Consider the following 25,028-nt stretch of genomic DNA (forward strand, 5'->3'; position numbering starts at 1 on the left):
GCTGATAATCTTGTTGACTATCAGTCTGACTCCACAAGCACCCACACGAATTGCTTGATTCAATTGTTAAAGAGCGGTTGGTCAGCTATTCGCTGTACCGAGGCGCGCATTCTACAGCAGCCTCTGTTGCTGTCAAGCGGTTATTTTAAAATGTTTTCAAAGTTTCCTTTGTAACATCAACCACTTGCGCCTTCGATCTCTCGTTAGCGGGAGGCGAATTCTACAGCGTTACTCGCTGCTGTCAACACCTCATTTCCTGCTTCGATGACTTGAAGCTGGCACTGCCAAAAACCATCCAACTCTTTGAAACTCAAGGAGTTATCCGTTTCGACTGCGCCGGAAGAGGTGCGAATTATAGGCCGTTTGAACCTCGGGTCAAGCACTAGTTTCACACTTCTGTCATATAGCCTTGAAAGGGGCCTAAAAGCAGAGGCCAGCCTGACGGCTGGCCTCTTTTCTTCTATAGGCTGCTATCGCCTGCCTTACAGACTCGGAAAGGCAAACTGAGAGGCTTCATGGCTGGCACGTTGCGGCCAACGTTGTGTGATCGCCTTGCGACGCGTGTAAAAGCGCACGCCATCCGGGCCATAGGCATGCAGGTCACCAAACAGCGAACGTTTCCAGCCGCCGAAGCTGTGGTAGGCAACAGGTACTGGCAACGGTACGTTAACCCCCACCATACCCACTTCAATCTCGTCGCAGAACAAACGGGCCGCCTCTCCATCACGGGTGAAAATGCAGGTACCGTTACCGTACTCGTGATCATTGATCAGTTGCATGGCCTCTTCCAGGCTCTTGACCCGCACGATGCACAATACCGGCCCGAAGATCTCTTCTTTATAGATACGCATCTCAGGTGTCACGCGATCAAACAGGCAGCCCCCCAGGAAGAAGCCTTCTTCATGCCCCTTGATACTCAACCCGCGACCATCGACCACCAACTGCGCACCTGCTGCTACGCCATCATCGACATAGCCACTGACCTTGTCCCGCGCCTGACCGGTAACCAGGGGGCCCATGTCCAGACCGCACGAAGTCCCCGCACCAATTTTCAGCGCTTTGATTTGAGGAACCAGTTTGGCCACCAGGGCATCTGCCACCTGATCACCGACGCACACTGCAACCGAGATGGCCATGCAACGCTCGCCGCACGAACCATACGCTGCGCCCATCAGTGCACTGACTGCGTTATCGAGATCCGCATCCGGCATCAACACTGCGTGGTTTTTCGCCCCACCCAGTGCCTGCACGCGCTTACCGCGTTTGGTGCCTTCGGCGTAGATGTACTCGGCGATCGGGGTCGAGCCAACAAAACTCAGCGCTTTCACTTCCGGCGCCTCGATCAGTGCATCAACAGCTGACTTGTCGCCGTGCACCACGTTCATAACCCCCTTGGGCAAACCAGCTTCTTGCAGCAGTTGAGCAATCAACAGTGTCGAGCTTGGATCACGCTCCGAGGGCTTAAGAATGAAACAGTTGCCGCACACGATCGCCAACGGGTACATCCACAACGGAACCATGGCCGGGAAGTTGAACGGTGTAATCCCTGCAACTACACCCAGTGGCTGGAAGTCCGACCAGGCATCAATATTCGGGCCTACGTTACGACTGTATTCGCCCTTCAAGATTTCCGGAGCCGAGCAAGCGTATTCGACGTTCTCGATCCCGCGCTTCAGTTCACCCGCAGCATCCTCCAGAGTCTTGCCATGCTCTTCGCTGATCAACTGCGAGATCCGCGCTTCGTTCTGCTCAAGCAACTGCTTGAAACGGAACATCACTTGGGCGCGCTTGGCAGGTGGGGTATTACGCCATGCCGGGAAGGCGGCCTTGGCTGCATCGATCGCCTGCTGGATTGTTTCACGGCTGGCCAGGGGAACCTGGTGGATCACTTTACCGGTGGACGGGTTATACACATCTGCGGTGCGCCCGGAATCGTTCAGCAACTCGCCATTGATCAGGTGTTGAATAGTGCTCATGGATGCTCCAGAAAGTTGTCCACAGGCGCGAACGCTGCGCGCCTGGGTGAATGCATTAAGTGTCGCTTCTATATAGAAGGATCAGTCGATCTGATTCAGCGCTTCGCCGACCGCATCGAACAAGCGATCCAGGTCTTGCGGCTTGCTGTTGAACGTTGGCCCGAACTGCAAGGTGTCGCCGCCGTAGCGCACGTAGAAACCGGCTTTCCACAGTTTCATCGCTGCATCGAACGGGCGCACAATTGCATCGCCATCACGCGGCGCAATCTGGATTGCACCCGCCAGGCCATAGTTGCGAATGTCGATGATATTCTTCACGCCCTTCAAACCGTGCAATGCATTCTCAAAATGCGGTGCAACTTCAGCCACGCTCTGTACCAGGTTCTCTTTTTGCAATAGATCAAGCGCAGCAATACCCGCAGCACAGGCTACGGGGTGAGCCGAGTAGGTATAGCCGTGGGGGAATTCAACCGCGTACTCAGGCGTCGGCTGATTCATGAACGTGTGATAAATCTCGCTGGTAGCGATAACAGCCCCCATCGGAATCGCGCCGTTGGTGACTTGCTTGGCAATACACATCAAGTCAGGTGTCACGCCGAAGCTGTCAGCACCAAACATTGAGCCTGTACGACCAAAGCCAGTGATCACTTCATCGAACACCAACAGGATATTGTGCTGGTCGCAGATTTCCCGCAGACGTTTCAGATAACCCTGAGGCGGAACCAATACCCCAGCCGAGCCTGCCATCGGTTCTACAAAAACGGCAGCAATGTTCGACGCATCGTGCAATTCGATCAGCTTGAGCAGTTCATCGGCCAGGGCAATCCCGCCCTGCTCGGGCATGCCGCGAGAAAATGCGTTGCTTGCCAACAGGGTGTGCGGCAGATGATCCACATCCATCATTGCCTGGCCAAACAGTTTGCGGTTGCCGTTCACCCCACCCAGGCTGGTGCCTGCAATGTTCACTCCATGGTAGCCGCGGGCACGGCCAATCATTTTGGTTTTGCTCGACTGGCCTTTTAGACGCCAGTAGGCACGCACCATCTTCACCGCCGTGTCGGCACACTCCGACCCCGAGTCGGTGAAGAACACGTGATTGAGGTTGCCCGGCGTCAACTCGGTGATTTTTTCTGCCAGCTTGAAAGACAGCGGATGGCCGTACTGGAACGCCGGCGAGTAATCGAGGGTGCCCAATTGTCTGGCCACGGCTTCCTGGATTTCAGTACGGGTATGCCCTGCGCCGCAGGTCCAAAGACCTGACAGCGAATCGTAAATCTGCCGACCCTTATCATCCGTCAGATAACTGCCCTTGGCCGCGACGATAAAGCGCGGATCGCGATGGAAGTTACGGTTGGCAGTGTAAGGCATCCAGTGAGCATCCAGCTTGAGCTGGCTGGTCAGGTTCAATTCGGCATTTTCGGGCATGTTCATCAGCAAAACCTCGCAAGGCAAAAGCGGCGTGGGATGTTGAAAGCGTTGTTGCGCCTAAATTGCCACGGCTATAAAGTCCATGAAATCCAACTCTTCTAACCTTTAGTCAGGCATACACTAAACTATGAGCAGCCGTCGCCCCGATGCACTGGCCCAGGTCAGCGACTTTGATATTCGACTGCTGCGTATTTTTCGCAGCGTCGTGGAGTGCGGCGGCTTTTCGGCAGCAGAGACGGTACTGGGCATTGGCCGTTCTGCCATCAGCCAGCAGATGAGCGATCTTGAACAGCGCCTGGGTTTACGCCTGTGCCAACGTGGGCGAGCGGGTTTTTCACTGACAGAGGAAGGTCGTGAGGTCTACCACTCTGCGCTGCAATTACTCGGCGCACTTGAGAGCTTTCGTACCGAGGTCAACGGCCTTCACCAGCATTTGCGCGGCGAACTGACCATTGGCCTGACCGATAACCTGGTCACCCTGCCCCATATGCGTATCACCCATGCACTGGCCCAACTCAAGGAGCGTGGGCCTGATGTACAGATTCATATCCGCATGATCTCGCCCCATGAAGTTGAACAGGGTGTGCTCGACGGCCGCCTGCATGTGGGTGTGGTGCCCCAGGCCAGCACATTGTCCGGGCTTGAGTACCAGCCGCTCTACAGTGAGCGTTCACTGTTGTATTGCGCCGTAGGCCATCCGCTGTTTTATGTCGACGACAGGCAATTGGAAGATGCACGGTTGAATGCGCAGGATGCCATTGCCCCCACCTTTCGCCTGCCCTCGGATATCCAGGCCCACTACCAGGCGCTCAATTGCACCGCCAGCGCGTCGGATCGCGAAGGCATGGCCTTTTTGATTTTGACCGGGCGCTATATCGGTTACCTGCCCGACCATTACGCCAGCCTGTGGGTTCAGCAGGGCCGCTTGCGGGCACTGAAGGCAAAAACACGTTTCTACGATTTGAGCCTGGCATCGGTGACACGTAAAGGCCGGCGCCCGCATCTGGTCCTGGAAAGTTTCCTTGAGAGCCTGGAAGCGACGCGTTAACGTGAAAAACTTCGCTACACAAACAGGTTGCCCGGAGCGCCCATGACCCTTGAAGTTCCTGCCCATGACGGCAAGCCTCCCAGCCGTATCCGGCAGAAAAACGAAGAGGCCATTCTCAAGGCCGCCGAAGATGAGTTTGCCCGTCACGGCTTCAGAGGCACCAGCATGAACGCCATCGCCCTGAGTGCCGGGCTGCCAAAGGCCAATCTGCATTATTACTTCACCAACAAGCTAAGCCTGTATATCGCAGTACTGAGCAATATCATCGAGCTATGGGACCGTACCTTCAACGTTTTGACCGCTGACGATGACCCGGCCCAGGCCCTGACTCAGTATATCCGCGCAAAAATGGAGTTTTCCCGGCGACAGCCCCAGGCTTCGCGAGTGTTTGCGATGGAAATCATCAGTGGCGGGGCCTGCCTGACCGAGTATTTCTCACAAGACTACAGAGCTTGGTTTCAAGGTCGTGCAGCTGTGTTCCAGGCCTGGATAGATGCAGGCAAGATGGACCCGGTCGACCCGGTCCATCTGATTTTCCTGCTATGGGGCAGCACCCAGCATTACGCCGACTTTTCGACACAGATTTGCCGCGTAACGGGGCGCAAGCACCTGACCAAACAGGATATGCATGCGGCCTGCGACAACCTGATCCGTATCATTCTCAAAGGCTGCGGCCTGACGCCCGCAGTCTAAGCCTGGAACCGACATGCCTTCGACCCTCACGGGGCTTTGCGAGTACCGCGAAGAAATCCGTAAAAGCCGCTTTATTACTTTTGCTGCCCCCATCACCAGCGCCCAGCAGGCCCTCGAATTTATCGAGCAACACAGCGACCTGAATGCCTCGCACAATTGCTGGGCGTGGAAACTTGGTGGGCAGTACCGCAGCAGTGATGATGGCGAACCTGGCGGCACCGCGGGCCGCCCGATACTCTCGGCCATTGAAGCGCAGGACTGCGATCAGGTCGCGGTGCTGGTTATCCGCTGGTATGGCGGCATTCAGCTGGGCACCGGCGGCCTGGCTCGGGCCTATGGCGGTGGCGCTAACAAATGCCTGCAAAACGCCGAAAAACTGCCGTTGGTCAGCCGTATAGCACTCAGTTGCTCTTGCAGTTTCAGCGAGCTGGCATTGGTCAAACTGCGCCTGGGTGAACTCAACGGCCTGATCACCGGCGAAGCCTTCACTGCCAATGGCGTTGACCTGCAACTGGCGCTGGTCGAAGAACAGATTGCTCCCGCGCGACAGCTTTTAGCGGACCTTAGCCGCGGCAGGATCCTGCTGCATCGTGACGCTGTCGAGCCAGCCCCATAAAAATGCTATTTTCCGACATCCATAGTTGCCCACAGTCACTGTGCACCCACCTGTGGATAACCTGAGCACATGCGGCCACAGCCCTTGTGTGCTGGGGGCTTGAAGCACTTGTACGATTTTTAACCAACTCATATCAACTTTGTAGAGGACGCTACTCATGACCGCAAAAAAAGCACTGATCATCGGAGCTTCACGTGGCCTGGGCCTGGGTCTGGTCAAGGAGTTGCTTGCCGATGGCTGGGACGTAACCGCCACTGTGCGCCACCCACAAAAAGCCGATGCCCTGAAGGCATTGGGGCCGGTGCGCATCGAACAACTGGACATGAACAATCAACAGGCGATCAAGGCATTGGGCAATACCTTGCACAATGAAGTCTTCGATCTGCTGTTTATCAATGCCGGGGTCAAAGGCCCGGACGACCAGCTGTCGGGCAATGCAACGCTGGCCGAGGTGGGGCAGCTGTTTTTCACCAACAGCGTGGCACCGATCAATGTGGCCCGGGAGTTTGTCAGCCGGATCCGTAAGGACAGTGGCGTACTGGCCTTTATGAGCTCAGTACTCGGCAGTGTCACTCAACCTGATGCCCCCGAAATGGCCCTCTACAAGGCCAGCAAAGCGGCTCTCAACTCGATGACCAATACCTTTGTACTGTATGAACTGGGCGACAATAACCCGACTGTGCTGTCCATGCACCCGGGCTGGGTAAAAACCGATATGGGCGGCGAAGGCGCCGACATTGATGTCGAAACCAGCACCCGTGGCCTGGTGGCACAGGTCAAGGCATTTGCCGGAAAAGGCGGCCATCACTTTATCGACTACAAGGGCCAGACGATTCCCTGGTAGGCAGCCTGCGACAAATGGCGGGGGAATTGTGCCCCCTCCGACCTGTAGAATGTCGCCATCTGTACCCGATTTGATGAGAAAACCTTTTATGTATGACTGGCTGAACGCCCTGCCAAAAGCTGAACTGCACATGCATCTGGAGGGTTCCCTGGAACCCGAGTTGCTGTTTTCGCTGGCCGAGCGCAACAAGATCGCCCTGCCCTGGAACGACGTTGAAACCCTGCGCAAGGCGTATGCCTTCAACAACCTGCAAGAATTCCTCGATCTTTATTACAAAGGCGCCGACGTACTGCGTACCTCCCAGGACTTCTACGACCTGACCTGGGCCTACCTGTTGCGCTGTAAAGAACAGAACGTCATTCACACAGAACCCTTCTTCGACCCGCAAACCCACACCGATCGTGGCGTGCCGTTTGAAGTCGTGCTCAATGGCATTGCCAGCGCACTTAAAGATGGCGAGCAGCAACTGGGTATCACCAGCGGCCTGATCCTCAGCTTCCTGCGCCATTTGAGCGAAGAAGAAGCAGAAAAGACCCTCGATATGGCCCTGCCATTTCGCGATGCCTTTGTCGCCGTTGGCCTCGACAGTTCAGAAATGGGCCACCCGCCGAGCAAGTTTGTGCGCGTATTCGACCGCGCCCGTGATGAAGGCTTCCTGACCGTTGCCCACGCGGGTGAAGAAGGCCCGCCGGAGTACATCTGGCAAGCCCTGGACTTGCTCAAGATCCAGCGTATCGACCATGGCGTGCGCGCCATTGAAGACGAACGTCTGATGCAACGCATCATCGACGAGCAGATCCCGTTGACCGTATGCCCGTTGTCCAACACCAAACTCTGTGTGTTTGATCACATGTCGCAACACAACATTCTCGACATGCTTGAGCGTGGCGTAAAAGTGACCGTCAACTCTGATGACCCGGCCTACTTTGGCGGTTATATGACTGAGAACTTCCACGCGCTATACACCGATCTGGGCATGACCCAGGACCAGGCCAAACGCCTGGCGCAAAACGGTCTGGATGCGCGGTTGGTCAAGCCGTAACACGCGGTCTCCCCTGTGGGAACGGGCTTGCCCACGATGCATCAACTCGATCAGGCAGACACACCTGATTGTCAGCATCGCGCGCAAGCCCGCTCCCACAGACATTTGAAACTGCAACACCGTCACTACCACAGCAGTTTTACTGTTTCCCCGGGTACAACTTGCTCAACATCGCACAGCGCTCACTGAGCATGTCGCGCAAGAGCCGCACCGGTTTACTCAATTGCGCCCGGTGACCACACAGCAGATTCAGCGGCGCCCGCTCGCACATCAGCCCCGGCAGTAACACCTTGAGCCGCCCGCTCTGCACATCTCCCGCCACATCCAGCCACGACTTGTAGGCAATGCCCTGCCCGGCAACCGCCCACAAGCGCACCACGTCGGCATCATCGCTGAAACAATTGCCGCTTACCGTCAGCCCCAGTTCGCGCTTGCCGTCATTGAATTGCCAATGGTCGTGAACCCGCGTGCCGAGCATGTACAACAGGCAATTGTGTTGCAGCAACTGCTCAAGCTGACGCGGCTCGCCCTTGCGCGCCAGGTAGTCGGGGGACGCACACAGCACCCGGCGGTTATCCGGGGCCACCGGCAGCGCCACCAGGCTGGAGTCTTCCGGCTCGCCGTAACGCAAGGCGATATCCACAGGCTGGCGGAACAGGTCGGCAATCCGGTCACCCAATAACAGGCGCACGGTGAGTTGCGGATGCTCACGCTGGAACTCATCCAGCCAGGGCAGCAACAGATTACGGCCGAAGTCTGAAGGTGCCGACAGTTGCAACACTCCGCTAACCTGATCTTGCCCACGCGCCAACAAGCGTCGCCCCTCATCGAGGCTAGCGAGTGCCGTACGCGCATATTCAAGAAAGCCTTCGCCTTCGGCCGTCAGACGCAAACTTCGGGTTGAACGCGCCAGCAGGCGCGCGCCCAGTTGAGCTTCTATCCGTTTGAGAGCAGCGCTGGCCACCGCCGGGGACATATCCATCACCCGGGCCGCCGCAGACAAACTGCCCAAGTCAGCCGCGTGAACGAACAATTGCAGATCATCGAAACGCAGCATTCACAATCCACCCGACCATTATCAATAAAAAATTGAAAGAGACTGCTGTTTTAGCCGGTTTTATCGCGCGGTGAAATAGCCAATTATCACTGCCAGTTTCTTAATCATCTTCAGGACATGTCCCATGAAAGCTGTCGCCTACTACCACTCGTTACCGATTCAAGACCCGCTGGCCCTGCAAGATATCGAGTTGCCAGAGCCGGTGGCCGGCCCCCGGGATTTGCTGGTCGAGGTCAAAGCCATTTCCGTAAACCCGGTGGACACCAAAGTGCGCCAGAACGTGCAGCCCGAGGCCGACACTGCCAAGGTACTGGGCTGGGATGTGGCCGGTGTGGTCAAGGCCGTCGGCAGTGAAGTCAGCTTGTTCAAGGTCGGCGACAAGGTCTTTTACGCAGGCTCCATTGCCCGTGCCGGGGCCAACAGTGAACGTCATGTGGTGGATGAACGCATCGTCGGGCATATGCCCAAAAGCCTCAATTTCGCACAGGCCGCAGCGTTGCCGTTGACCGCCATCACTGCCTGGGAGTTGTTGTTTGAGCGCCTTGGCGTCAACGAGGGCAAGACCGACGAGCAACAAAGCCTGCTGATCGTCGGCGCGGCGGGTGGTGTGGGTTCAATCCTGACGCAACTGGCCAGCCAACTGACTGCGCTCAAGGTGATTGGTAGCGCATCTCGCCCTGAAACCCAGACCTGGGTCCGTGAGCTGGGCGCCGATCTGGTTATCGACCACAGCCAGCCGCTGAGCGAAGAACTCAAGCGTCACGGCATCGACGCCGTCACCCATGTTGCCAGCCTGACCCAGACTGACCAGCATCTCGATCAGTTGGTAGAAGCACTGGCACCACAGGGCAAACTGGCGCTGATTGATGATCCCAAGGCGCTGGATATCACCAAACTCAAACGCAAGAGCCTGTCACTGCACTGGGAGTTCATGTACACCCGCTCGCTGTTCCAGACCCCGGACATGATCGAGCAACATCTCCTGCTCAATCGTGTCGCCGGGCTGATCGATGTGGGCACCCTGCGTACCACGGTCGGCGAGCACTTTGGCAGCATCAATGCCACCAACCTGCGCCGCGCCCATGCACTGCTGGAAAGCGGCAAGGCCAAGGGCAAGATTGTGCTCGAAGGCTTCTGAGAGGACGTCTGACGGGACCCATGTGGTCATTTTTTAACCGTCAGTCAGAGACTTGATTCCGGGCATTTTAATCAAAGTTTTTCGGCATACACTGGCCTCCTTTGCGAACCGAAGGAGGCCAGTCATGAAAATCCTGATAAAAGCGTTAGCAAGATCCCGCGACTGCAAATGGCAGGTGCAAATCGACCAGCAAGCCGTCAACTTTCGCAGCGAGGCCGAGGCCCGGGCCTTTGTCGACAAGCTGCAATCGCGCCTGCATGCCCCGCACCGCCTGCCCGAACGTTTGGCTGGCTGAATCAGACCGGCTGCTGAGCGGCGATCCGTGCGGTGTACAGGCGCCGGGTCGCCACTGCCAGGCCCACTGCCACAAGCCCGCACAGGGTGATGACCATCGCCATTGGCATTGCGCTGCCGTCGTGCAATACCCCCACCAGTGATGCCGCCCCCGCCGCCACGCTGAACTGTAAGCAACCCAGCATCGCCGAGGCACTGCCGGCGCGCGCGCCCTGCCCGCTCATGGCGCAGGCCGAGGCATTGGGAATGATGCAGCCCAGGCTGGCAATGCAGATAAACAGCGGCACCAGCAGCGGCCACAGTTGTTCGGTATGCAAACTGCTGACGCCCAGCAAGACCAGACCCGCCGCCAGATACACCCACACCATGCGCGACAGCAAAAAGGCCGGGCCACGCTTGGCCAGCAGGCGGGCGTTCAACTGCGCCACCAGGATAAAGCCGGCCGCGTTGGTACCGAACAACCAGCCGTAATGCTCGGCAGGCACGCCATAGAGTTTGATAAATACGAAAGGTGAACCCGCGATGTAGGCAAACATCCCGGCCATTGCGATCCCCCCCGTCAGGGCATGGCCAAGGAACTCGCGATCCTTGAGCAACCGCCCGTACTGGCGCAATGCCCCCGACAGCGGCTGACGTGGCACGTTGGCCGGCAGGCTTTCAGGCAAGCCAAGCGCTACGGCCGTTGCCGCCAATGCGCTGAACACCGTCAACACCAGGAAAATCGATTGCCAGCCATACAGGTTGACCAGCAACCCACCCAACATCGGCGCCAGGATTGGCGCCAGGCCCATAACCAGCATCAATTGTGAAAACACTTTGGCCGACTGCACCGCGTCGCATTTGTCACTGACAATTGCCCGCGAAAGGACCATGCCCGCACAGCCGCCAAGGGCCTGGACAAACCGGGCACCAATCAGCCACTCCAGGGTCGGGGCAAAGGCGCACGCCAGTGACGCGACAGTGAATAGCCCGACGCCCACCAGCAGCGGCACGCGCCGGCCGAAGCGGTCCGCTACCGGGCCATAGGCCAGCTGACCGATGGACAGGCCCAGAAAGTACACGGCCAGCGTCAGTTGTATCTGGGTTTCGTCGGTTGCAAAGGCTTGTGCCATCGCCGGGAAGCCGGGCAGGTAAAAGTCGATCGCCAAAGGACCGAAGGCACTCAGGGCGCCAAGAATCAAGATTGTTCGAAGGTTCATCAGGTATCCAGGGATCAGGCTGCGGTTAGCGCAAGCTGACAGTTTAGCTGTGGTTATCGACCCTGAACATTAAGTTAGCGAGCTAGCTAATAAATCACCTTGAACCCGTCCTGAAACAACACCGCCGTAGCAGCTGCCGAGGAACGAGGCTGCGTTCGGCGGCGCAGCCGTCGTAAGTCTGACCTTGCGGTGCGCCAGTCAGAGCTTGCTCTTAGCATTCACGACGACTACGTCGCCGGACGCAGCCTAGTTCCTCGGCAGCTGCTACATACAGGTTTAGTGCGCCGTGCGCGCCTCAAACCCGGCATTGGTGATCACGTCGATAATTTGCAACGGTGATACGTTGCTGTCCACCTTGACGGTTTTGCTCGCCAGGTCCACTTCAACCTTCGCGTCTTTATCCACCGTCTGCACTGCACGGGTCACCGCGCCCACACAGCCACCACAGGTCATACCGTCTACCTTGAACGTTTGCATGATTACGCCTCCTGTTTGAGATATGCCTACAGCTTCGACCTTGCCATCGTGGCAAGGTCAAGCCCGTTGTTTCACGCGCTGACTGGCAATCCATCCCGTGCTCGGCCAAGCTGCAAGCCTTGCGATTTGATAACAGGATACTTAGCCATGCGCTGGACCGCTTTGAGCCTAGTCAGCCTTTTGGGTCTTGCCAGTGTGCCGCTGTGGGCAAATGCCGATCAGGACTACGGAGTGCTGATCATTTCCCGCGAACGCCTTGAGGTGCCGACCAACTGCGAAGTGGGTGTGTACATCGACGACCAACTGGCCGGGCGATTGTTTCAGGAGCAGGCCCTGGCCTTTAACCTGCCGCCCGCCAGCGTCGATATCCGCCTCAAGCTGCTCCCCGGGCAAGCCCCCGGCTGCCTGCCCGGCATGCTGGTGCCGCCCGCGCAGCAGTTCACCCTCAAGGCCGGGGATGTGCGCAAATACCGCATCGCCCTGGGTAAACAGGGTATGTACCTCAAGCCCGCCAAACTGGAATATTGAGCGGCAAACAACGAACAGCAAGAAGCCTTGACCTTGCCATGGGGTCAAGGTCGATTCTATGGATAGATAACTTCTTGAGGAGGACTGCTCGTGCCCACCCAATTCGATCTGCCGATTGATGGCATGACCTGTGCCAGCTGTGCAGGGCGTGTGGAAAAATCCCTGGCCAAAGTGCCCGGTGTACGTTCGGTCAGCGTCAACCTGGCCACTGAACAGGCCCGTATCGAAGCGCCTGCCGAGAGCCTGCCGGCACTGGTCGAGGCTGTGCAACAGGCAGGCTATAGCGTGCCCGCCCACAGCCTGGAACTGGATATCAGCGGCATGACCTGCGCCTCGTGCGCAGGGCGCGTAGAAAAAGCCCTGGCCAAGGTGCCCGGGGTCAAGAGCGTCAGCGTCAACCTCGCCACCGAGCGGGCCCATGTCGAATTGCTCGGCCAGGTTGATCCGGGCCTGCTGATCAACGCGGTCACTCAGGCCGGCTATGGTGCCAGCCTGCACCAGAGCGACAAAACCACCGAAGACGATCAGCAAAAACGCCTGCACCGTGAACGCTGGGCGCTGACCCTGGCTATCGTACTGGCGCTGCCGCTGGTGCTGCCGATGCTGCTTGCGCCTTTTGGCATCCATTGGATGCTGCCCGCCTGGGCCCAGTTTGTATTGGCGACCCCGGTGCAGTTTGTTCTGGGCGCACGTTTTTATGTGGCCGCGTGGAAAGCCGTCAAGGCCGGCGCGGGCAATATGGACCTGCTGGTCGCCCTCGGCACCAGCGCCGGTTATGGCCTGAGCCTGTATGAATGGGCCATCGCCGAACCTGGCAGCATGCCCCATCTGTATTTCGAGGCCTCGGCGGTTGTGATCGCCCTGGTGCTGCTGGGCAAATATCTCGAAAGCCGTGCCAAGCGCCAGACCGCCAGCGCCATCCGCGCCCTTGAAGCCCTTCGCCCCGAACGCGCCTTGCGCATGGTCGACGGCCAGGAACAGGATGTCGCCATCAGTGATTTGCGTCTCAATGATCTGGTGCTGGTCAAACCCGGCGAGCGGTTCCCGGTGGATGGCGAAGTGGTTGAAGGCCAAAGCCATGCCGACGAGGCCCTGATCAGTGGCGAAAGCCTGCCGGTGCCGAAACAGCCTGGGGATAAAGTCACCGGCGGCGCCATCAATGGCGAAGGTCGCTTGATTATCAAGACCATGGCCCTGGGGACGGAGACCGTACTGGCGCGCATTATCCGCCTGGTAGAGGACGCGCAGTCCGCCAAGGCGCCGATCCAGAAGCTGGTGGACAAGGTCAGCCAGGTATTTGTCCCGGTGGTGCTGCTGATCGCCCTTGCCACCCTGCTCGGCTGGTGGCTCTACGGCGCGCCGATTGAAACAGCATTGATCAATGCTGTCGCAGTACTGGTAATTGCCTGCCCTTGTGCCCTGGGCCTGGCGACCCCCACTGCAATCATGGCCGGCACCGGCGTTGCAGCCCGCCACGGGATTCTGATCAAGGACGCCGAAGCCCTCGAACGCGCCCACGAAGTCAGTGCCGTGGTTTTCGACAAAACCGGCACCCTGACTTCAGGCACGCCGCAAATTGCTCACTTCAGCGCACTCGATGGCGATGAAGCGCACTTGCTGCAAGCCGGCGGTGCCCTGCAGCGGGGCAGCGAACACCCGCTGGCCAAGGCCGTACTGGATGCTTGCGCGGCGCGTGATTTAAAAGTGCCGGACGTTACCGACAGCCAGTCGCTGACCGGCCGCGGTATTGCCGGCACCCTGGAAGGCCGTCGCCTGGCCCTGGGCAACCGCCGCCTGCTGGAAGAAACCGGTCTCAATCCGGGCTCGCTCGCCGCATCGGCCAGCGCCTGGGAAACCGAAGGTCGCACGCTGTCCTGGCTGATCGAACAAAGCCCGCAGCCCCAAGTGCTGGGCCTGTTCGCCTTTGGTGACACACTCAAGCCCGGTGCCCAGTCGGCCATCGCCCAGCTCAATGCCCGTCATATCAGCAGTCACCTGTTGACCGGCGACAACCGCGGCAGTGCCAAAGTAGTGGCCGAGGCCCTGGGAATCAGCGATGTTCACGCCGAAGTGTTGCCCGCCGACAAGGCCGCGACCGTGGCCGAACTGAAAAAAACCGGTGTAGTGGCCATGGTCGGCGACGGTATCAACGACGCCCCGGCACTGGCCGCGGCCGATATCGGTATCGCCATGGGCGGTGGCACCGATGTGGCCATGCACGCAGCGGGCATCACTCTGATGCGCGGCGACCCGCGGTTGGTACCGGCAGCACTGGAGATCAGCCGCAAGACCTACGCCAAAATCCGGCAAAACCTGTTTTGGGCATTTATCTACAATGTGATCGGCATTCCGTTGGCTGCTTTCGGCTTTTTGAACCCTGTGCTGGCAGGCGCGGCCATGGCTTTTTCCAGTGTCAGCGTGGTCAGCAATGCGTTGCTGCTCAAATTCTGGAAGCCCAGGGATCTTGAATAAGGAGGCGTCATGAATATCGGCCAGGCCGCCAGACACAGCGGCTTGAGCGCCAAGATGATTCGTTATTACGAATCCATCGGTCTGCTCAAACCCGCGCAACGCAGTGACAGCGGCTACCGCCTTTACAGCGATGACGACCTGCATACCCTTGCGTTTATCAAACGCTCGCGGGACCTGGGGTTTTCGCTGGAAGAGGTCGGCAAGCTGCTGACCCTGTGGCAGGATCGCCAGCGCGCCAGCGGCGATGTGAAGGCACTGGCGCGCCAGCATATTGAAGAGTTGAACCAGAAGATCGCCGAGCTGAGCAGCCTGCGCGACACCTTGCAGGATCTGGTCGAAAGCTGTCAGGGCGACCACCGCCCTGACTGCCCGATCCTCAAGGACCTGGAGTCAGGCCCATGCTGCACCGTAAAGATATGATCATCTGCATGATCTGCTGATAAACCTGTGGGAGCGGGCTTGCTCGCGATTCAGGCGCCAAGGTGTATCTGGCTGACCAAGGTGATGCCATCGCGAGCAAGCCCCGCTCCCACAGGAACGTTAATCAGAAAGCTGTCAGCAGCACTTTAGCCAGCATCAGCACGCCAATCACCGCACACAGCCCCGCGAATCCCTGCTGTAGCCACTGGGCCGAGACGTGCGGGGCAATCACCCGCCCGGCAATCATTCCGGCCAAGGTGGCGCCAATAAATATCACGCCTTCATTCGACAGGCTCACGCCCTGGCTCATCAGATTGCCCAAGGTGCCCAGCGATACCAGCGCCACCACCATCAAGGACGTGGACACCACGGCGTGGATACGCACGTCACTGAACTTGCGAAATGCCGGCACGATCAAGAACCCGCCGCCCACACTCAATAACCCCGTCAGCAACCCCGAGGTAGCACCAATGGATACCAGGGTCATGCTGCAGCGGGCATTCCAGGTCAGTCGCCCGGTTGCAGGGTTGAGCATGCAGTTTTTTTCCAGTACCCCCAAGCTGCCGTCATCGCGGGCATCCGCCCGGGCCTGCAGGAACATGCGCACTGAGACAAACATCATCACCGCGCTGAACATCAACACCAGCATCTTGGCCGGCATCAATCGGGCAAGGTGCAGCCCGATGGGCGAGGTGGTCGAGCCGACCAGCGCCATCAACGCCGCTGCCTTGTAGCGCACCAGCCCCTTGCGCAGGCCATCCAGCGCCCCCAGTGCCGCTGCCGTGCCTACGGCCAGCAACGCCACCGGTGTCGCTTGCGCCAGGGTCCAGCCCAGCCCCAGAGTCAGCGCCGGGATGGCCAGGATGCCGCCACCGGCACCGGTCAGCCCGAGCACCAACCCCACCAGCATGCCAAATAAAATAATCAACATGGTCAGGGTCAATCCGGCTTGCAGTCAGTGAACCACTCGCGGCCTTTGAGCATGCCTTGCCAGTAAAACCACGGCAGCAATGTGGCCTTGAGCAGCCACGCCGATTTGCGGGGTACGGTCGGGTCCAGGGGAAAGGTGGGTAGCAGTTTGCCGCCATAGCCGAATTCAGCCAGGATCACCTTGCCGTTTTCCACGGTCAGCGGGCAGGAGCCATAGCCGTCATAGCGCTTGGGCAAGGTCACGCCCTTGCGCAGTGCGAGCAGATTTTCGGCCACCACGACCACTTGCTTGCGGGTTGCCGCCGCGGTCTTGGCATTGGGTGTATTGCACACATCGCCCAGGGCGAAGATTTCGGGGTAGCGTGGATGTTGCAGGGTCGCCGGATCGGTCTCGAACCAGCCCGCCTTGTCCGCCAGTTCACTGCGGCGGATCACATCGGGCGCCTGCTGCGGTGGTACCACATGCAGCAGGTCGAAGGTTTTAGCAACACAAGTCACACCGCCCTTGGCATCAGTCACATCAAACCAGGCCGTTCTGGCGGGACCGTCAACCTTGACCAGATTGGACTGGAAGGCCAATTGAGCCTTGTAGGCTTCAACGTACTTCATCAGCGGCGGGACAAAAGCCGGCACGCCAAACAACACCGCCCCCGCCAGGTTGAACTCCACCTTGATAGCGTCCAGAGCACCGCGTTTGCGCCAATGATCGCAGGCCAGATACATGGCTTTTTGCGGCGCACCCGCACACTTGATCGGCATGCCCGGCTGGGTAAACAGTGCCTTGCCGCCCTTCAGGCTGCGCACCAGTTCCCAGGTATAGGGCGCCAGATCGTGACGATAGTTGGAGGTCACGCCATTCTTGCCCAGGGTTTCTTCAAGGCCCTCGATATTTTCCCAGGCCAGTTCCAGCCCCGGGCAAACGATCAGTTGCTGGTAACCCAGCTCGCTGCCATCGCTGAGCAGCACAACCTTGCGCTGCGGAGCAAAGGCACACAGCGACGCCTTGACCCACACAGCACCTTTGGGCATGACCGCAACGGTGGGGCGAACCGTGTTTTTGATATCGTAGGCCCCTCCCCCGACCAGCGTCCAGGCGGGCTGGTAATAGTGTTCGGTGCTGGGCTCGATCACGGCGATACGCAAGGCCCCGTTACGCTTCAACAGGCTGGCCGACACCGAAATACCGGCCGAGCCACCGCCCACCACGACCACATCGTACTGCCTGGCCTCACGCGGGCCCTGGGTGGCCGCTTCAAAAAGCTTGGCAGAGCGATTGCCCGTGCGGCAGTACGCCAGCACCGGTTTGGGCAACTCGTCGAGCAGTTCACGCAATTGCTGCACCTGCCCGGGTGTTGCGCCGCTGGTCGCTACTGGCAGATAGGCAAAGCTCAGCCCCAGGGCCTGCGCGGCCTGTTGCATCGCGGTGTGTTCGGGTTGCTCAGGCCCGCCTTCATGGTCGGGGCGGTTGCAGATCACGCTGGCAAAACCCAGCGCAGCCAAGGATTGGAGATCAGACTGCTCGATCTGACCGGTCACGGAAAATGACGCGTCGATTCGCTTGATGCTTTGCTCCATTGAGCACTCCAGGCACAACTAAAATGAATGGATTGGGAGGGCGTTACTTTTTGAGCGCTTGCCCGCAATACAGCCCCGACAGGGTCTGCATCACAGAAACCACTTCAAAGCTGGCGAGTGAGTAGAAAATGTATTTCCCCAGCCTTCGGGTATTGACCATGCCCTCATCGCGCAACACACCGAGTTGTTGCGACAGTGTGGGTTGTCTGATGCCGGTCAGCGCTTCAAGTTCGCCGACATTGCGCTCACCTTGAGTCAACTGGCAGAGCAGCAGCAGGCGATCTTCATTGGCCAACGCTTTGAGAAGGGTGCAGGCTTTGGAAGCAGAGTCGCGCAGAAGCCCGATTTCTTCGCTGGTTAGCTGAGCAGTCATGAAAAGCTCCGGTGCGTGATGGTCGACAGTCTACGACTCGATAATATATCTTTCAATATATTGATCATTCAACGACCGCCACGAGGCCCCTCATGCATCCCGAAATTCAAGGTTTCTTCGACCCGGCGACGTCGACCGTGAGCTACGTGGTCCATGCTGCTGGCAGCGTGGAGTGCGCAATCATCGACCCGGTGCTGGACTACAATGCCGCCGCCGGGCGTATCAGCACCGTCAGTGCCGACGCCATCGCCGCTTTCGTGCAGGCTGAAGGCCTGAAGGTGCAATGGCTGCTGGAGACCCACGCCCATGCCGACCACCTGTCGGCCAGTGCTTACCTCAAGCGCAAGCTGGGCGGTCAGATCGGCATCGGGGCTGCCATCACCCAGGTCCAGGGAGTGTTTCGCGACATCTATAACCTTGAGCCGGAATTCAAGCTTGATGGCTCGCAGTTCGATCGCCTGTTCGAGCCCGACGAGCTGTTTCATATCGGGCGGCTACAGGTGCGGGCGCTGCATGTGCCCGGCCATACCCCGGCAGATATGGCCTATCAGGTAGAACACCACAGCCTGTTTGTGGGCGATACCCTGTTTATGCCTGATGTGGGCACCGCCCGTTGCGACTTCCCGGGTGGCGATGCGCGGCAGTTGTATCAATCGATCAAGCGCCTGCTGGCATTACCTGAGTCGACCCGCCTGTTTATGTGCCATGACTACCCGCCAGCCGGGCGCGAAGCCTGCTGGTCGACCACGGTGGGTGAACAGCGGGCAAAAAACATCCACGTCAATGACAGCATCGACCTGGCAGGTTTTGTCGGCATGCGTACGGCCCGCGATGCCACCCTCGGGGTTCCGGCGCTGCTGATTCCGGCGATTCAGGTCAATATTCGTGCAGGCAACCTGCCGCCTGCGGATGACAGCGGCCTGTGCAGCCTGAAGATTCCGCTGAACCGGTTTTGAGCCGCCCAAACACTTGCCAGGAACAGGGCAGCAGCGGTTTTGATGAGCGGCGCATTACCCGTGGGAGCTGGCTTGCCTGCGATGCAAACAACGCGCTCTGACAGGTAACACACGGTGATTCCATCGCGAGCAAGCCCGCTCCCACAAGAACCCGGGCAGCCCCAGGCGCATAAAAAATCCGGCCTGAGCCGGATTTTTTAGTTAGCCAATTACTGCATCCACGGGGGTGGTGGCTCTTCAGCCTTGCTCGGGGGCGCATCATCGGCAGCACGCACTGCCTGGCGGAAAGCTTCGTCCAGACGTGCGGCTTCGATTTCGCGCATCACCCCGCCGACATCCGCCAGCTCGTCCGGCTCGTCAAACTCGCCCGTCAACACACTGCCAGGGTGCAGGGTGGCAGCTTCGTATAGTGCCCACATTTCCTTGGCGTACTTGGTCTTCTTCAGTTCCGGCGCAAAACGCCCGAAATAGGAAGCCATGTTGCCCACGTCACGCTCCAGCATGTTGAAGGCGTGGTTGTTACCCGCCGCATCGACCGCCTGGGGCAAGTCGATGATGACCGGGCCGGTTGGCGTCAGCAAAACGTTGAACTCGGACAAGTCGCCGTGAACCAGCCCCGTACACAGCATCAGCACGATTTGCTGAATCAGGAACTCGTGGTACTCGCGGGCCTGATCCGGCTCCAGCACCACGTCATTGAGACGCGGAGCCGCATCGCCGTACTCGTCCGCCACCAGTTCCATCAACAGCACGCCTTCGAGGAAGTCGAACGGTTTAGGAACCCGCACACCCGCACCGGCCAGGCGAAACAGTGCCGCTACCTCGGCGTTTTGCCAGGCATCTTCGGTTTCTTTACGACCGAACTTCGAGCCCTTGGCCATCGCTCGGGCCTGACGGCTGTTGCGAACCTTGCGACCCTCCTGATATTCGGCGGCCTGGCGGAAACTTCGTTTGTTGGCCTCCTTGTAAACCTTGGCGCATCGCAGCTCATTGCCGCAGCGGACTACGTATACAGCTGCTTCCTTGCCACTCATGAGTGGGCGCAGCACCTCGTCGATCAGACCGTCTTCGATCAGGGGTTCTAAGCGTTTTGGAGTCTTCATCAGCTTTTATTGTGGGTCCTTTATTACCAAACACGCGAATGTCATTCGTTATACGGCAATCCACTCACCACGGGGAGAGGGCAAACGATTTGAATGATAGACGAGCAACACGTTTTGAGCACCGACTTAACCCTGTCGAAACAAGTCACCCGGGGTAAAGCCGAACATCTTTTTAAACGCCGCAATAAACGCCGACGTTGATTCATACCCGCAAGACAGCGCCGCCCGCGTGACATGACCGCCCTCCTCCAGCACCCGTAACGATGACAGAAGACGCACCCGCTGCCGCCAACTGCGGAAACTCAAGCCTGTTTCACGTTGAAACAAACGCATCAGGGTTTTTTCGGACATCCCCAGCCGATACGACCACAGGCCCAGGTTCGCCTCGGCATCAGGGGTTTCGACCAGCTCATTGCACAGCACCAGCAAACGTTCATGACGGGGCAACGGCAGTGAAAAACCGACCTCGGGCAGGCTTGCCAACTGGTCCAGCAGCACCGCCACCAAGCGTTGCTCGCAGCTCCCCTCCTCGGGGTAGTCGACGGGCAGCGCACAAAAGCTTTTGATCAGCTCCCGGGCCAGCGGCGTGACCTCCAGTACCCGGCACTGCCCCGGCGCCCATTGGCAGTCCTCACGGCGCACATAGAGGCTGCGCATTTCAGCGCGCATCGAGGTGATTACTTCATGCTCCAGCCCGGCCGGAATCCAGATACCCCACTGCGGGGGCGCAAAAAAACTGCCCTCGTCGGTATGTACGCCCAGCACACCAATAATGGCGTACGAAAACTGCACCCAATCGTGTCGATGGCGCGGCGTCCACGAGCCCGCGCCCAGGCTTTCGGCCCGGGCATACAGGGGTCGTGGCAGGGCATCGAGTACCGGAATGGCACGCGGCAGCCCACGTTGTCCGTTTGGCGGCATTGATTGGCCTTATATCGCAAGACGACAGATTGCTGCGACGTTAGGCTAAGTCATCAATTCTTACAATGTTGCGGTGCCGACAATGCCTGTACTCAAACATCTCAAACGAATGTTCACCGACTGGTTTCTGTGCGGCATGCTGCTGGCGACTTTCCTGGCCTATGTGTTTCCGCATTTCGGTAGCACTGGCGGTGCAATGCACGCGGAATGGGTGATCAATATCGGAGTGTTTCTGGTGTTTTTCCTGCACGGGGTGAACCTGTCCAGTGAGCAGATCAGTCACGGTCTGAAAAACATTCGCCTGCACGTTATGGTGCAGGGCTTTACCTTTATCGTCTTCCCGCTGATCTGGGTGGTCGCCAACAAGCTGTTGGGCGCCCATATCCCGCCGCTGCTGATGTTGGGATTTTTCTACCTGTGTGCCCTGCCCTCGACCATCTCCTCGTCGGTGGCACTGACCGGCAGTGCTGGAGGCAATGTGCCGGCAGCGATTCTTAACGCCAGCCTGTCCAGCGTGCTGGGGATTTTCCTGACACCCTTGCTGGTCAGCTTCGTGGTGGGCAGCGGCGCAGGGGGCATCGACCTGGGTTCAACCCTGCTCGACCTGTGCGCCATGCTGTTGCTGCCGCTGGTGCTGGGCCAGTTGGTGCGCCCGCTGTGCGGACGCTTTTTTGCCCGGCACAAGCGCTACACCAATATCTGCGACAAGGTGGTGATTCTGCTGCTGGTTTACGCCGCGTTCTGCAACTCGATGGTCTCGGGCATGTGGCAACAGCAGGGCAGTTCGGTGATTGTCAGTGCATTGGTCGGCAGTGCGGTCCTGCTGGCGATTATCCTGTGGATGACCACCCGCACCGCCCGCGCCCTGAAATTCAGCACCGCAGATGAAATCGCTGCAGTGTTCTGCGCCAGCAAGAAATCCCTCGCGGCGGGTGCGCCGATGGCGGCCCTGATTTTCGGGACCAACCCGGGGCTGGGCCTGATTTTATTGCCGATCATGATCTACCACCCACTGCAGTTGATCGTGTGTTCGGTGATGGCCGAGAGTTATGCCACGCGCAGTCGCGCAGAAGCCAAACACAACAACATCTCGGGTGGGAGCGGGCTTGCTCGCGATGCCGACGCCACGGCGTAACAGGCACACCGCATTGCGCCCATCGCGAGCAAGCCCGCTCCCACAGACGGCTATCGCTCAATTATTGCAGTAACACCCTGCCCGCCCGCCGCGCAGATCGAGATCAAACCTCGACCCTGCCCGGCGGTGGCCAGCAGCTTGGACATATTGGTCACGATACGCCCGCCCGTCGCCGCAAACGGATGACCCACCGCCAGGGAACTGCCCTTGACGTTGAGTTTGCTGCGATCAATCGCCCCCAGCGCTGCATCAAGCCCCAGCCGGCTTTTGCAGTAAGGCCCATCCTCCCAGGCCTTCAAGGTGCAGAGCACCTGCGCGGCAAATGCCTCGTGAATCTCGTAGTAGTCAAAGTCCTGCAAGGTCAGGCCATTACGCGCCAGCAGCCGTGGGACGGCGTATACCGGTGCCATCAATAACCCTTCTGCACCGTGTACGAAATCTACAGCAGCTGTTTCACCATCGCGCAAATACGCCAAGACCGGCAAGCCGCGCTCCCTGGCCCATTCTTCACTGCCCAACAAGACCGTCGACGCACCATCGGTCAGTGGCGTGGAGTTGCCCGCCGTCAACGTGCCCTTGGCGCTGCGCTCGAATACGGGCTTGAGGGCGGCCAGTTTCTCCAGGGTCAGGTCGGCACGCAGGTTGTTATCGCGGCTCAGGCCCATAAATGGCGTAAGCAGATCATCTTCCCAGCCGGCGTGGTAAGCCGCCGTCAGTGCCTGATGGCTGTGCAGCGCCAGCTCGTCCTGCTCAACCCGGGGGATGTTCCAGGTTTGCGCCATCAACTCGCAGTGCTGGCCCATCGACAGCCCGGTGCGAGGCTCGCCGTTGCGTGGAAATTCGGGCTTCAAAAAGCCCGGACGCAATTGCAGCAACGCCTTGAGCTTGTCCACAGGTGCCTTGAGGCGATTGAACTGCAGCAGCCATTTGCGTAGCCCGTCATTGATGCCGATCGGAACATTGGAGGCAGAGTCCACGCCACCGGCAATCCCGCACTCGATCTGCCCCAGGGCAATCTTGTTGGCCACCAGCAATGCCGCCTCAAGCCCTGTACCGCAGGCCTGCTGCAAGTCATAGGCGGGAGTTTGCGGCGACAGCCGCGAGCCCAGCACACATTCGCGGGTCAGGCTGAAATCCCGCGAATCCTTGAGCACCGCCCCGGCCACTACTTCGCCCATGCGCAACCCGTGAAGGTTGTATCGCTCGATCAGCCCTTCCAGCGCCGCCGTCAGCATGTCCTGATTACTGGCAGTCGCATAAGGCCCGTTGGCGCGAGAAAACGGGATTCGATTACCACCAATAATTGCTACACGACGCAGACTCATACGATTCACCCTATTCTCTTAAATCCATTAATCGTTACCAGCGTAAGCCTTATTGCCGATAACGAACGACCACGGTCTGTTTGTGGTCAACCCTTTGAACCCCACCTGTCGGAGAGTGTTCCATGTCAGACCGTTATATCGACTTCGTCAACTCATCCCTCGGCCAGCGGCTGGTCGGCGCGTTGGGGCTGCCGTCACCGGGACGACTGGAGCGCTGGCAGGCCGGGCGCCTGCGCCCCGTTGAAGGCCCTCTGCTGATTGGCGGCGGTGCGCTTGCCGCACAGGTGGCCCGCTTTGGCGGCAAACTCACCGATGCGGTGTTCAGCTATGGCCCTGAACCCTTGCATGCCACACCGTGGATTCCAGGCCAGGGACCAAAGCTCAAGGCCGTGGTGTTTGACGCCAGCGAGCTGTTGCACACCGGGCAGCTCAAGCAACTGCGCGAATTTTTCCAGCCGCTGCTGCGCAATCTCGAGCACTGTACCCATATGGTGATCCTGGGCCGTGCCCCTGAAACATTAAGCGACCCTTTTGCCGCCAGCGTGCAACGTGCGCTCGAAGGTTTCAGTCGCTCGTTGGCCAAGGAATTGCGTAACGGCAGTACCTTGCAACTGCTGTATATCGGCGAGGGGGCCGAAGATCAGCTTGAAGGCGCACTGCGCTTTTTTCTCTCGCCAAAAAGTGCCTTTATCAGCGGCCAGGTGCTGCGCTTCAAGGCCTGCGCCAACCAGGTGCAGGACTGGACCCGCCCCCTGGCCGGGCGCAAGGCACTGGTTACCGGTGCGGCCCGTGGCATTGGCGCCGCGATTGCCGAAACCCTGGCCCGGGATGGCGCCGAACTGATCCTGCTCGACGTGCCGGCCGCCAAGAGCGATCTCGATGCGCTGGCCGCGCGCTTGGGCGGGCACAGCATCGCGCTCGACATCTGTGCCGCCGATGCCGCAGAACAACTGACCGGGCAACTGGCCGATGGTATCGATATCCTGGTGCACAACGCCGGTATCACCCGTGATAAAACCCTGGCCAATATGACCCCGGAATTCTGGGACTCGGTACTCGCCGTTAACCTCAACGCCCCGCAAGTGCTGACCAAGGCCCTGCTTGATAGCGGCACCCTGCGCGATAACGGCCGGGTAATCCTGCTCGCGTCCATCAGCGGTATCGCCGGCAATCGCGGCCAGACCAACTACGCCGCCAGCAAGGCCGGGCTGATCGGCCTTGCTCAGGCCTGGGCAGCGGCGCTGGGCGAGCGTGGCATCAGTATCAATGCCGTGGCCCCGGGTTTTATCGAAACCCAAATGACCGCGCATATTCCCTTTGCCCTGCGCGAAGCGGGACGACGCATGAGTTCGCTGGGCCAGGGTGGCCAACCCCAGGACGTCGCCGAGGCTGTGGCCTGGCTCGGCCAGCCGGGTTCGGGCGCGCTCAGCGGCCAGGCACTGCGGGTGTGTGGCCAAAGTATTCTGGGAGCATAAGCC

The 25,028-nt window shown here is 59.1% G+C and carries 24 protein-coding genes; 13 read left to right on the forward strand and 11 right to left on the reverse strand.

Going from position 1 to position 25,028, the window contains the following annotated elements; genetic code table 11:
* Nucleotides 1-482 precede the first annotated feature (482 nt).
* Together HBN79_RS00005 and HBN79_RS00010 are read right to left on the reverse strand one after the other, a co-directional pair.
* The gene (locus tag HBN79_RS00005) at nt 483-1,976 is read right to left on the reverse strand and encodes a CoA-acylating methylmalonate-semialdehyde dehydrogenase (protein WP_095001080.1); all 1,494 of its coding nucleotides are present in this window, start codon (nt 1,974-1,976) and stop codon (nt 483-485) included.
* Nucleotides 1,977-2,057: 81 nt separating this feature from the next.
* Complete coding sequence (locus tag HBN79_RS00010) at nt 2,058-3,407, reverse strand: aspartate aminotransferase family protein (RefSeq protein ID WP_095001079.1); 1,350 nt, start codon at nt 3,405-3,407, stop codon at nt 2,058-2,060.
* Between the two features lie 124 nt (nt 3,408-3,531).
* Here HBN79_RS00010 and HBN79_RS00015 point away from each other — a divergent pair, with 124 nt between their 5' ends.
* The 5 genes from HBN79_RS00015 to HBN79_RS00035 all read left to right on the forward strand — a co-directional run bounded on the left by HBN79_RS00015 (nt 3,532) and on the right by HBN79_RS00035 (nt 7,647).
* Entirely contained in the window at nt 3,532-4,452 is a 921-nt protein-coding gene (locus HBN79_RS00015) for a LysR family transcriptional regulator (protein ID WP_095001078.1), read from the forward strand.
* Nucleotides 4,453-4,494: 42 nt separating this feature from the next.
* Nucleotides 4,495-5,145, forward strand: a complete 651-nt coding sequence (locus tag HBN79_RS00020) for a TetR/AcrR family transcriptional regulator (protein WP_095019808.1) — start codon at nt 4,495-4,497, stop codon at nt 5,143-5,145.
* 13 nt (nt 5,146-5,158) lie between these two features.
* Entirely contained in the window at nt 5,159-5,761 is a 603-nt protein-coding gene (locus HBN79_RS00025) for a YigZ family protein (protein WP_095019807.1), read from the forward strand.
* 157 nt (nt 5,762-5,918) lie between these two features.
* Nucleotides 5,919-6,605, forward strand: a complete 687-nt coding sequence (locus tag HBN79_RS00030; RefSeq protein ID WP_095001075.1) for an SDR family oxidoreductase — start codon at nt 5,919-5,921, stop codon at nt 6,603-6,605.
* Nucleotides 6,606-6,693: 88 nt separating this feature from the next.
* The gene (locus HBN79_RS00035; RefSeq protein ID WP_016783589.1) at nt 6,694-7,647 is read left to right on the forward strand and encodes an adenosine deaminase; all 954 of its coding nucleotides are present in this window, start codon (nt 6,694-6,696) and stop codon (nt 7,645-7,647) included.
* A gap of 139 nt (nt 7,648-7,786) precedes the next feature.
* On the opposite strand, the gene HBN79_RS00040 is transcribed toward HBN79_RS00035, so the two are convergent.
* Nucleotides 7,787-8,704 carry a LysR family transcriptional regulator gene (locus HBN79_RS00040; RefSeq protein ID WP_169916097.1) on the reverse strand — a complete coding sequence of 306 codons (918 nt, stop codon included), beginning with the start codon at nt 8,702-8,704 and terminating at the stop codon, nt 7,787-7,789.
* Between the two features lie 124 nt (nt 8,705-8,828).
* Here HBN79_RS00040 and HBN79_RS00045 point away from each other — a divergent pair, with 124 nt between their 5' ends.
* Nucleotides 8,829-9,842 carry a zinc-binding alcohol dehydrogenase family protein gene (locus tag HBN79_RS00045; protein WP_169916098.1) on the forward strand — a complete coding sequence of 338 codons (1,014 nt, stop codon included), beginning with the start codon at nt 8,829-8,831 and terminating at the stop codon, nt 9,840-9,842.
* A gap of 124 nt (nt 9,843-9,966) precedes the next feature.
* On the forward strand, nt 9,967-10,137 hold the full coding sequence (locus HBN79_RS00050) for a sensor domain-containing protein (RefSeq protein ID WP_130872246.1): 171 nt from the start codon (nt 9,967-9,969) through the stop codon (nt 10,135-10,137).
* Nucleotide 10,138: 1 nt separating this feature from the next.
* Here the strand turns inward: HBN79_RS00050 and HBN79_RS00055 are convergent, their stop codons facing one another.
* The gene (locus tag HBN79_RS00055; RefSeq protein WP_095020833.1) at nt 10,139-11,335 is read right to left on the reverse strand and encodes a multidrug effflux MFS transporter; all 1,197 of its coding nucleotides are present in this window, start codon (nt 11,333-11,335) and stop codon (nt 10,139-10,141) included.
* Nucleotides 11,336-11,611: 276 nt separating this feature from the next.
* Entirely contained in the window at nt 11,612-11,812 is a 201-nt protein-coding gene (locus HBN79_RS00060) for a heavy-metal-associated domain-containing protein (RefSeq protein ID WP_016783584.1), read from the reverse strand.
* A 147-nt stretch (nt 11,813-11,959) separates the two neighbouring features.
* Here HBN79_RS00060 and HBN79_RS00065 point away from each other — a divergent pair, with 147 nt between their 5' ends.
* The 3 genes from HBN79_RS00065 (at nt 11,960) to cueR (ending at nt 15,232) form a co-directional block, all read left to right on the forward strand.
* Nucleotides 11,960-12,340: a hypothetical protein gene (locus HBN79_RS00065; RefSeq protein ID WP_016783583.1), complete on the forward strand. Its 381-nt coding sequence runs from the start codon at nt 11,960-11,962 to the stop codon at nt 12,338-12,340.
* Between the two features lie 90 nt (nt 12,341-12,430).
* Nucleotides 12,431-14,812 carry a heavy metal translocating P-type ATPase gene (locus tag HBN79_RS00070; RefSeq protein ID WP_346010132.1) on the forward strand — a complete coding sequence of 794 codons (2,382 nt, stop codon included), beginning with the start codon at nt 12,431-12,433 and terminating at the stop codon, nt 14,810-14,812.
* Nucleotides 14,813-14,821: 9 nt separating this feature from the next.
* Nucleotides 14,822-15,232: a Cu(I)-responsive transcriptional regulator gene (gene cueR, locus HBN79_RS00075; RefSeq protein ID WP_095001070.1), complete on the forward strand. Its 411-nt coding sequence runs from the start codon at nt 14,822-14,824 to the stop codon at nt 15,230-15,232.
* Nucleotides 15,233-15,356: 124 nt separating this feature from the next.
* On the opposite strand, the gene HBN79_RS00080 is transcribed toward cueR, so the two are convergent.
* Genes HBN79_RS00080 through HBN79_RS00090 form a run of 3 tightly spaced genes read right to left on the reverse strand, consistent with a single transcriptional unit; the run spans nt 15,357 to nt 18,110 of the window.
* Complete coding sequence (locus HBN79_RS00080) at nt 15,357-16,163, reverse strand: sulfite exporter TauE/SafE family protein (RefSeq protein WP_169916099.1); 807 nt, start codon at nt 16,161-16,163, stop codon at nt 15,357-15,359.
* A gap of 8 nt (nt 16,164-16,171) precedes the next feature.
* Nucleotides 16,172-17,737, reverse strand: a complete 1,566-nt coding sequence (locus tag HBN79_RS00085; RefSeq protein WP_169916100.1) for a bifunctional protein tyrosine phosphatase family protein/NAD(P)/FAD-dependent oxidoreductase — start codon at nt 17,735-17,737, stop codon at nt 16,172-16,174.
* Nucleotides 17,738-17,780: 43 nt separating this feature from the next.
* Nucleotides 17,781-18,110, reverse strand: coding sequence for a metalloregulator ArsR/SmtB family transcription factor (locus HBN79_RS00090; protein ID WP_095001067.1), 330 nt, complete (start codon nt 18,108-18,110; stop codon nt 17,781-17,783).
* 92 nt (nt 18,111-18,202) lie between these two features.
* Between HBN79_RS00090 and HBN79_RS00095 the strand changes: the two genes are divergently transcribed.
* Entirely contained in the window at nt 18,203-19,066 is an 864-nt protein-coding gene (locus tag HBN79_RS00095; RefSeq protein WP_095001066.1) for an MBL fold metallo-hydrolase, read from the forward strand.
* A gap of 209 nt (nt 19,067-19,275) precedes the next feature.
* Here the strand turns inward: HBN79_RS00095 and HBN79_RS00100 are convergent, their stop codons facing one another.
* Together HBN79_RS00100 and HBN79_RS00105 are read right to left on the reverse strand one after the other, a co-directional pair.
* Nucleotides 19,276-20,169, reverse strand: a complete 894-nt coding sequence (locus HBN79_RS00100) for a PA4780 family RIO1-like protein kinase (RefSeq protein WP_016783575.1) — start codon at nt 20,167-20,169, stop codon at nt 19,276-19,278.
* Nucleotides 20,170-20,295: 126 nt separating this feature from the next.
* The gene (locus HBN79_RS00105) at nt 20,296-21,090 is read right to left on the reverse strand and encodes a helix-turn-helix transcriptional regulator (RefSeq protein WP_169916101.1); all 795 of its coding nucleotides are present in this window, start codon (nt 21,088-21,090) and stop codon (nt 20,296-20,298) included.
* Nucleotides 21,091-21,172: 82 nt separating this feature from the next.
* On the opposite strand from HBN79_RS00105, the gene HBN79_RS00110 reads away from it, so the two are divergent.
* The gene (locus HBN79_RS00110) at nt 21,173-22,225 is read left to right on the forward strand and encodes a bile acid:sodium symporter family protein (protein WP_095019799.1); all 1,053 of its coding nucleotides are present in this window, start codon (nt 21,173-21,175) and stop codon (nt 22,223-22,225) included.
* Between the two features lie 50 nt (nt 22,226-22,275).
* On the opposite strand, the gene HBN79_RS00115 is transcribed toward HBN79_RS00110, so the two are convergent.
* Nucleotides 22,276-23,550, reverse strand: a complete 1,275-nt coding sequence (locus tag HBN79_RS00115) for an acetyl-CoA C-acetyltransferase (RefSeq protein WP_095001063.1) — start codon at nt 23,548-23,550, stop codon at nt 22,276-22,278.
* Between the two features lie 122 nt (nt 23,551-23,672).
* Here HBN79_RS00115 and HBN79_RS00120 point away from each other — a divergent pair, with 122 nt between their 5' ends.
* Nucleotides 23,673-25,025 (forward strand): 3-oxoacyl-ACP reductase, encoded by a 1,353-nt coding sequence (locus HBN79_RS00120; RefSeq protein WP_169916102.1) that lies wholly within the window; start codon nt 23,673-23,675, stop codon nt 25,023-25,025.
* Nucleotides 25,026-25,028: the final 3 nt, after the last annotated feature.

It is taken from the genome of Pseudomonas sp. WS 5051 (assembly GCF_012985715.1).
Taxonomy (GTDB): Bacteria; Pseudomonadota; Gammaproteobacteria; order Pseudomonadales; family Pseudomonadaceae; genus Aquipseudomonas; species Aquipseudomonas bubulae.

What these genes read in the sequence shown, in the direction of transcription:
- HBN79_RS00005 (WP_095001080.1), bottom strand. Translation starts at nt 1,976, where the DNA reads ATGAGCACTATTCAACACCTGATCAATGGCGAGTTGCTGAACGATTCC.
- HBN79_RS00010 (WP_095001079.1), bottom strand. Translation starts at nt 3,407, where the DNA reads ATGAACATGCCCGAAAATGCCGAATTGAACCTGACCAGCCAGCTCAAG.
- HBN79_RS00015 (WP_095001078.1), top strand. Translation starts at nt 3,532, where the DNA reads ATGAGCAGCCGTCGCCCCGATGCACTGGCCCAGGTCAGCGACTTTGAT.
- HBN79_RS00020 (WP_095019808.1), top strand. Translation starts at nt 4,495, where the DNA reads ATGACCCTTGAAGTTCCTGCCCATGACGGCAAGCCTCCCAGCCGTATC.
- HBN79_RS00025 (WP_095019807.1), top strand. Translation starts at nt 5,159, where the DNA reads ATGCCTTCGACCCTCACGGGGCTTTGCGAGTACCGCGAAGAAATCCGT.
- HBN79_RS00030 (WP_095001075.1), top strand. Translation starts at nt 5,919, where the DNA reads ATGACCGCAAAAAAAGCACTGATCATCGGAGCTTCACGTGGCCTGGGC.
- HBN79_RS00035 (WP_016783589.1), top strand. Translation starts at nt 6,694, where the DNA reads ATGTATGACTGGCTGAACGCCCTGCCAAAAGCTGAACTGCACATGCAT.
- HBN79_RS00040 (WP_169916097.1), bottom strand. Translation starts at nt 8,704, where the DNA reads ATGCTGCGTTTCGATGATCTGCAATTGTTCGTTCACGCGGCTGACTTG.
- HBN79_RS00045 (WP_169916098.1), top strand. Translation starts at nt 8,829, where the DNA reads ATGAAAGCTGTCGCCTACTACCACTCGTTACCGATTCAAGACCCGCTG.
- HBN79_RS00050 (WP_130872246.1), top strand. Translation starts at nt 9,967, where the DNA reads ATGAAAATCCTGATAAAAGCGTTAGCAAGATCCCGCGACTGCAAATGG.
- HBN79_RS00055 (WP_095020833.1), bottom strand. Translation starts at nt 11,335, where the DNA reads ATGAACCTTCGAACAATCTTGATTCTTGGCGCCCTGAGTGCCTTCGGT.
- HBN79_RS00060 (WP_016783584.1), bottom strand. Translation starts at nt 11,812, where the DNA reads ATGCAAACGTTCAAGGTAGACGGTATGACCTGTGGTGGCTGTGTGGGC.
- HBN79_RS00065 (WP_016783583.1), top strand. Translation starts at nt 11,960, where the DNA reads ATGCGCTGGACCGCTTTGAGCCTAGTCAGCCTTTTGGGTCTTGCCAGT.
- cueR (WP_095001070.1), top strand. Translation starts at nt 14,822, where the DNA reads ATGAATATCGGCCAGGCCGCCAGACACAGCGGCTTGAGCGCCAAGATG.
- HBN79_RS00080 (WP_169916099.1), bottom strand. Translation starts at nt 16,163, where the DNA reads ATGTTGATTATTTTATTTGGCATGCTGGTGGGGTTGGTGCTCGGGCTG.
- HBN79_RS00085 (WP_169916100.1), bottom strand. Translation starts at nt 17,737, where the DNA reads ATGGAGCAAAGCATCAAGCGAATCGACGCGTCATTTTCCGTGACCGGT.
- HBN79_RS00090 (WP_095001067.1), bottom strand. Translation starts at nt 18,110, where the DNA reads ATGACTGCTCAGCTAACCAGCGAAGAAATCGGGCTTCTGCGCGACTCT.
- HBN79_RS00095 (WP_095001066.1), top strand. Translation starts at nt 18,203, where the DNA reads ATGCATCCCGAAATTCAAGGTTTCTTCGACCCGGCGACGTCGACCGTG.
- HBN79_RS00100 (WP_016783575.1), bottom strand. Translation starts at nt 20,169, where the DNA reads ATGAAGACTCCAAAACGCTTAGAACCCCTGATCGAAGACGGTCTGATC.
- HBN79_RS00105 (WP_169916101.1), bottom strand. Translation starts at nt 21,090, where the DNA reads ATGCCGCCAAACGGACAACGTGGGCTGCCGCGTGCCATTCCGGTACTC.
- HBN79_RS00110 (WP_095019799.1), top strand. Translation starts at nt 21,173, where the DNA reads ATGCCTGTACTCAAACATCTCAAACGAATGTTCACCGACTGGTTTCTG.
- HBN79_RS00115 (WP_095001063.1), bottom strand. Translation starts at nt 23,550, where the DNA reads ATGAGTCTGCGTCGTGTAGCAATTATTGGTGGTAATCGAATCCCGTTT.
- HBN79_RS00120 (WP_169916102.1), top strand. Translation starts at nt 23,673, where the DNA reads ATGTCAGACCGTTATATCGACTTCGTCAACTCATCCCTCGGCCAGCGG.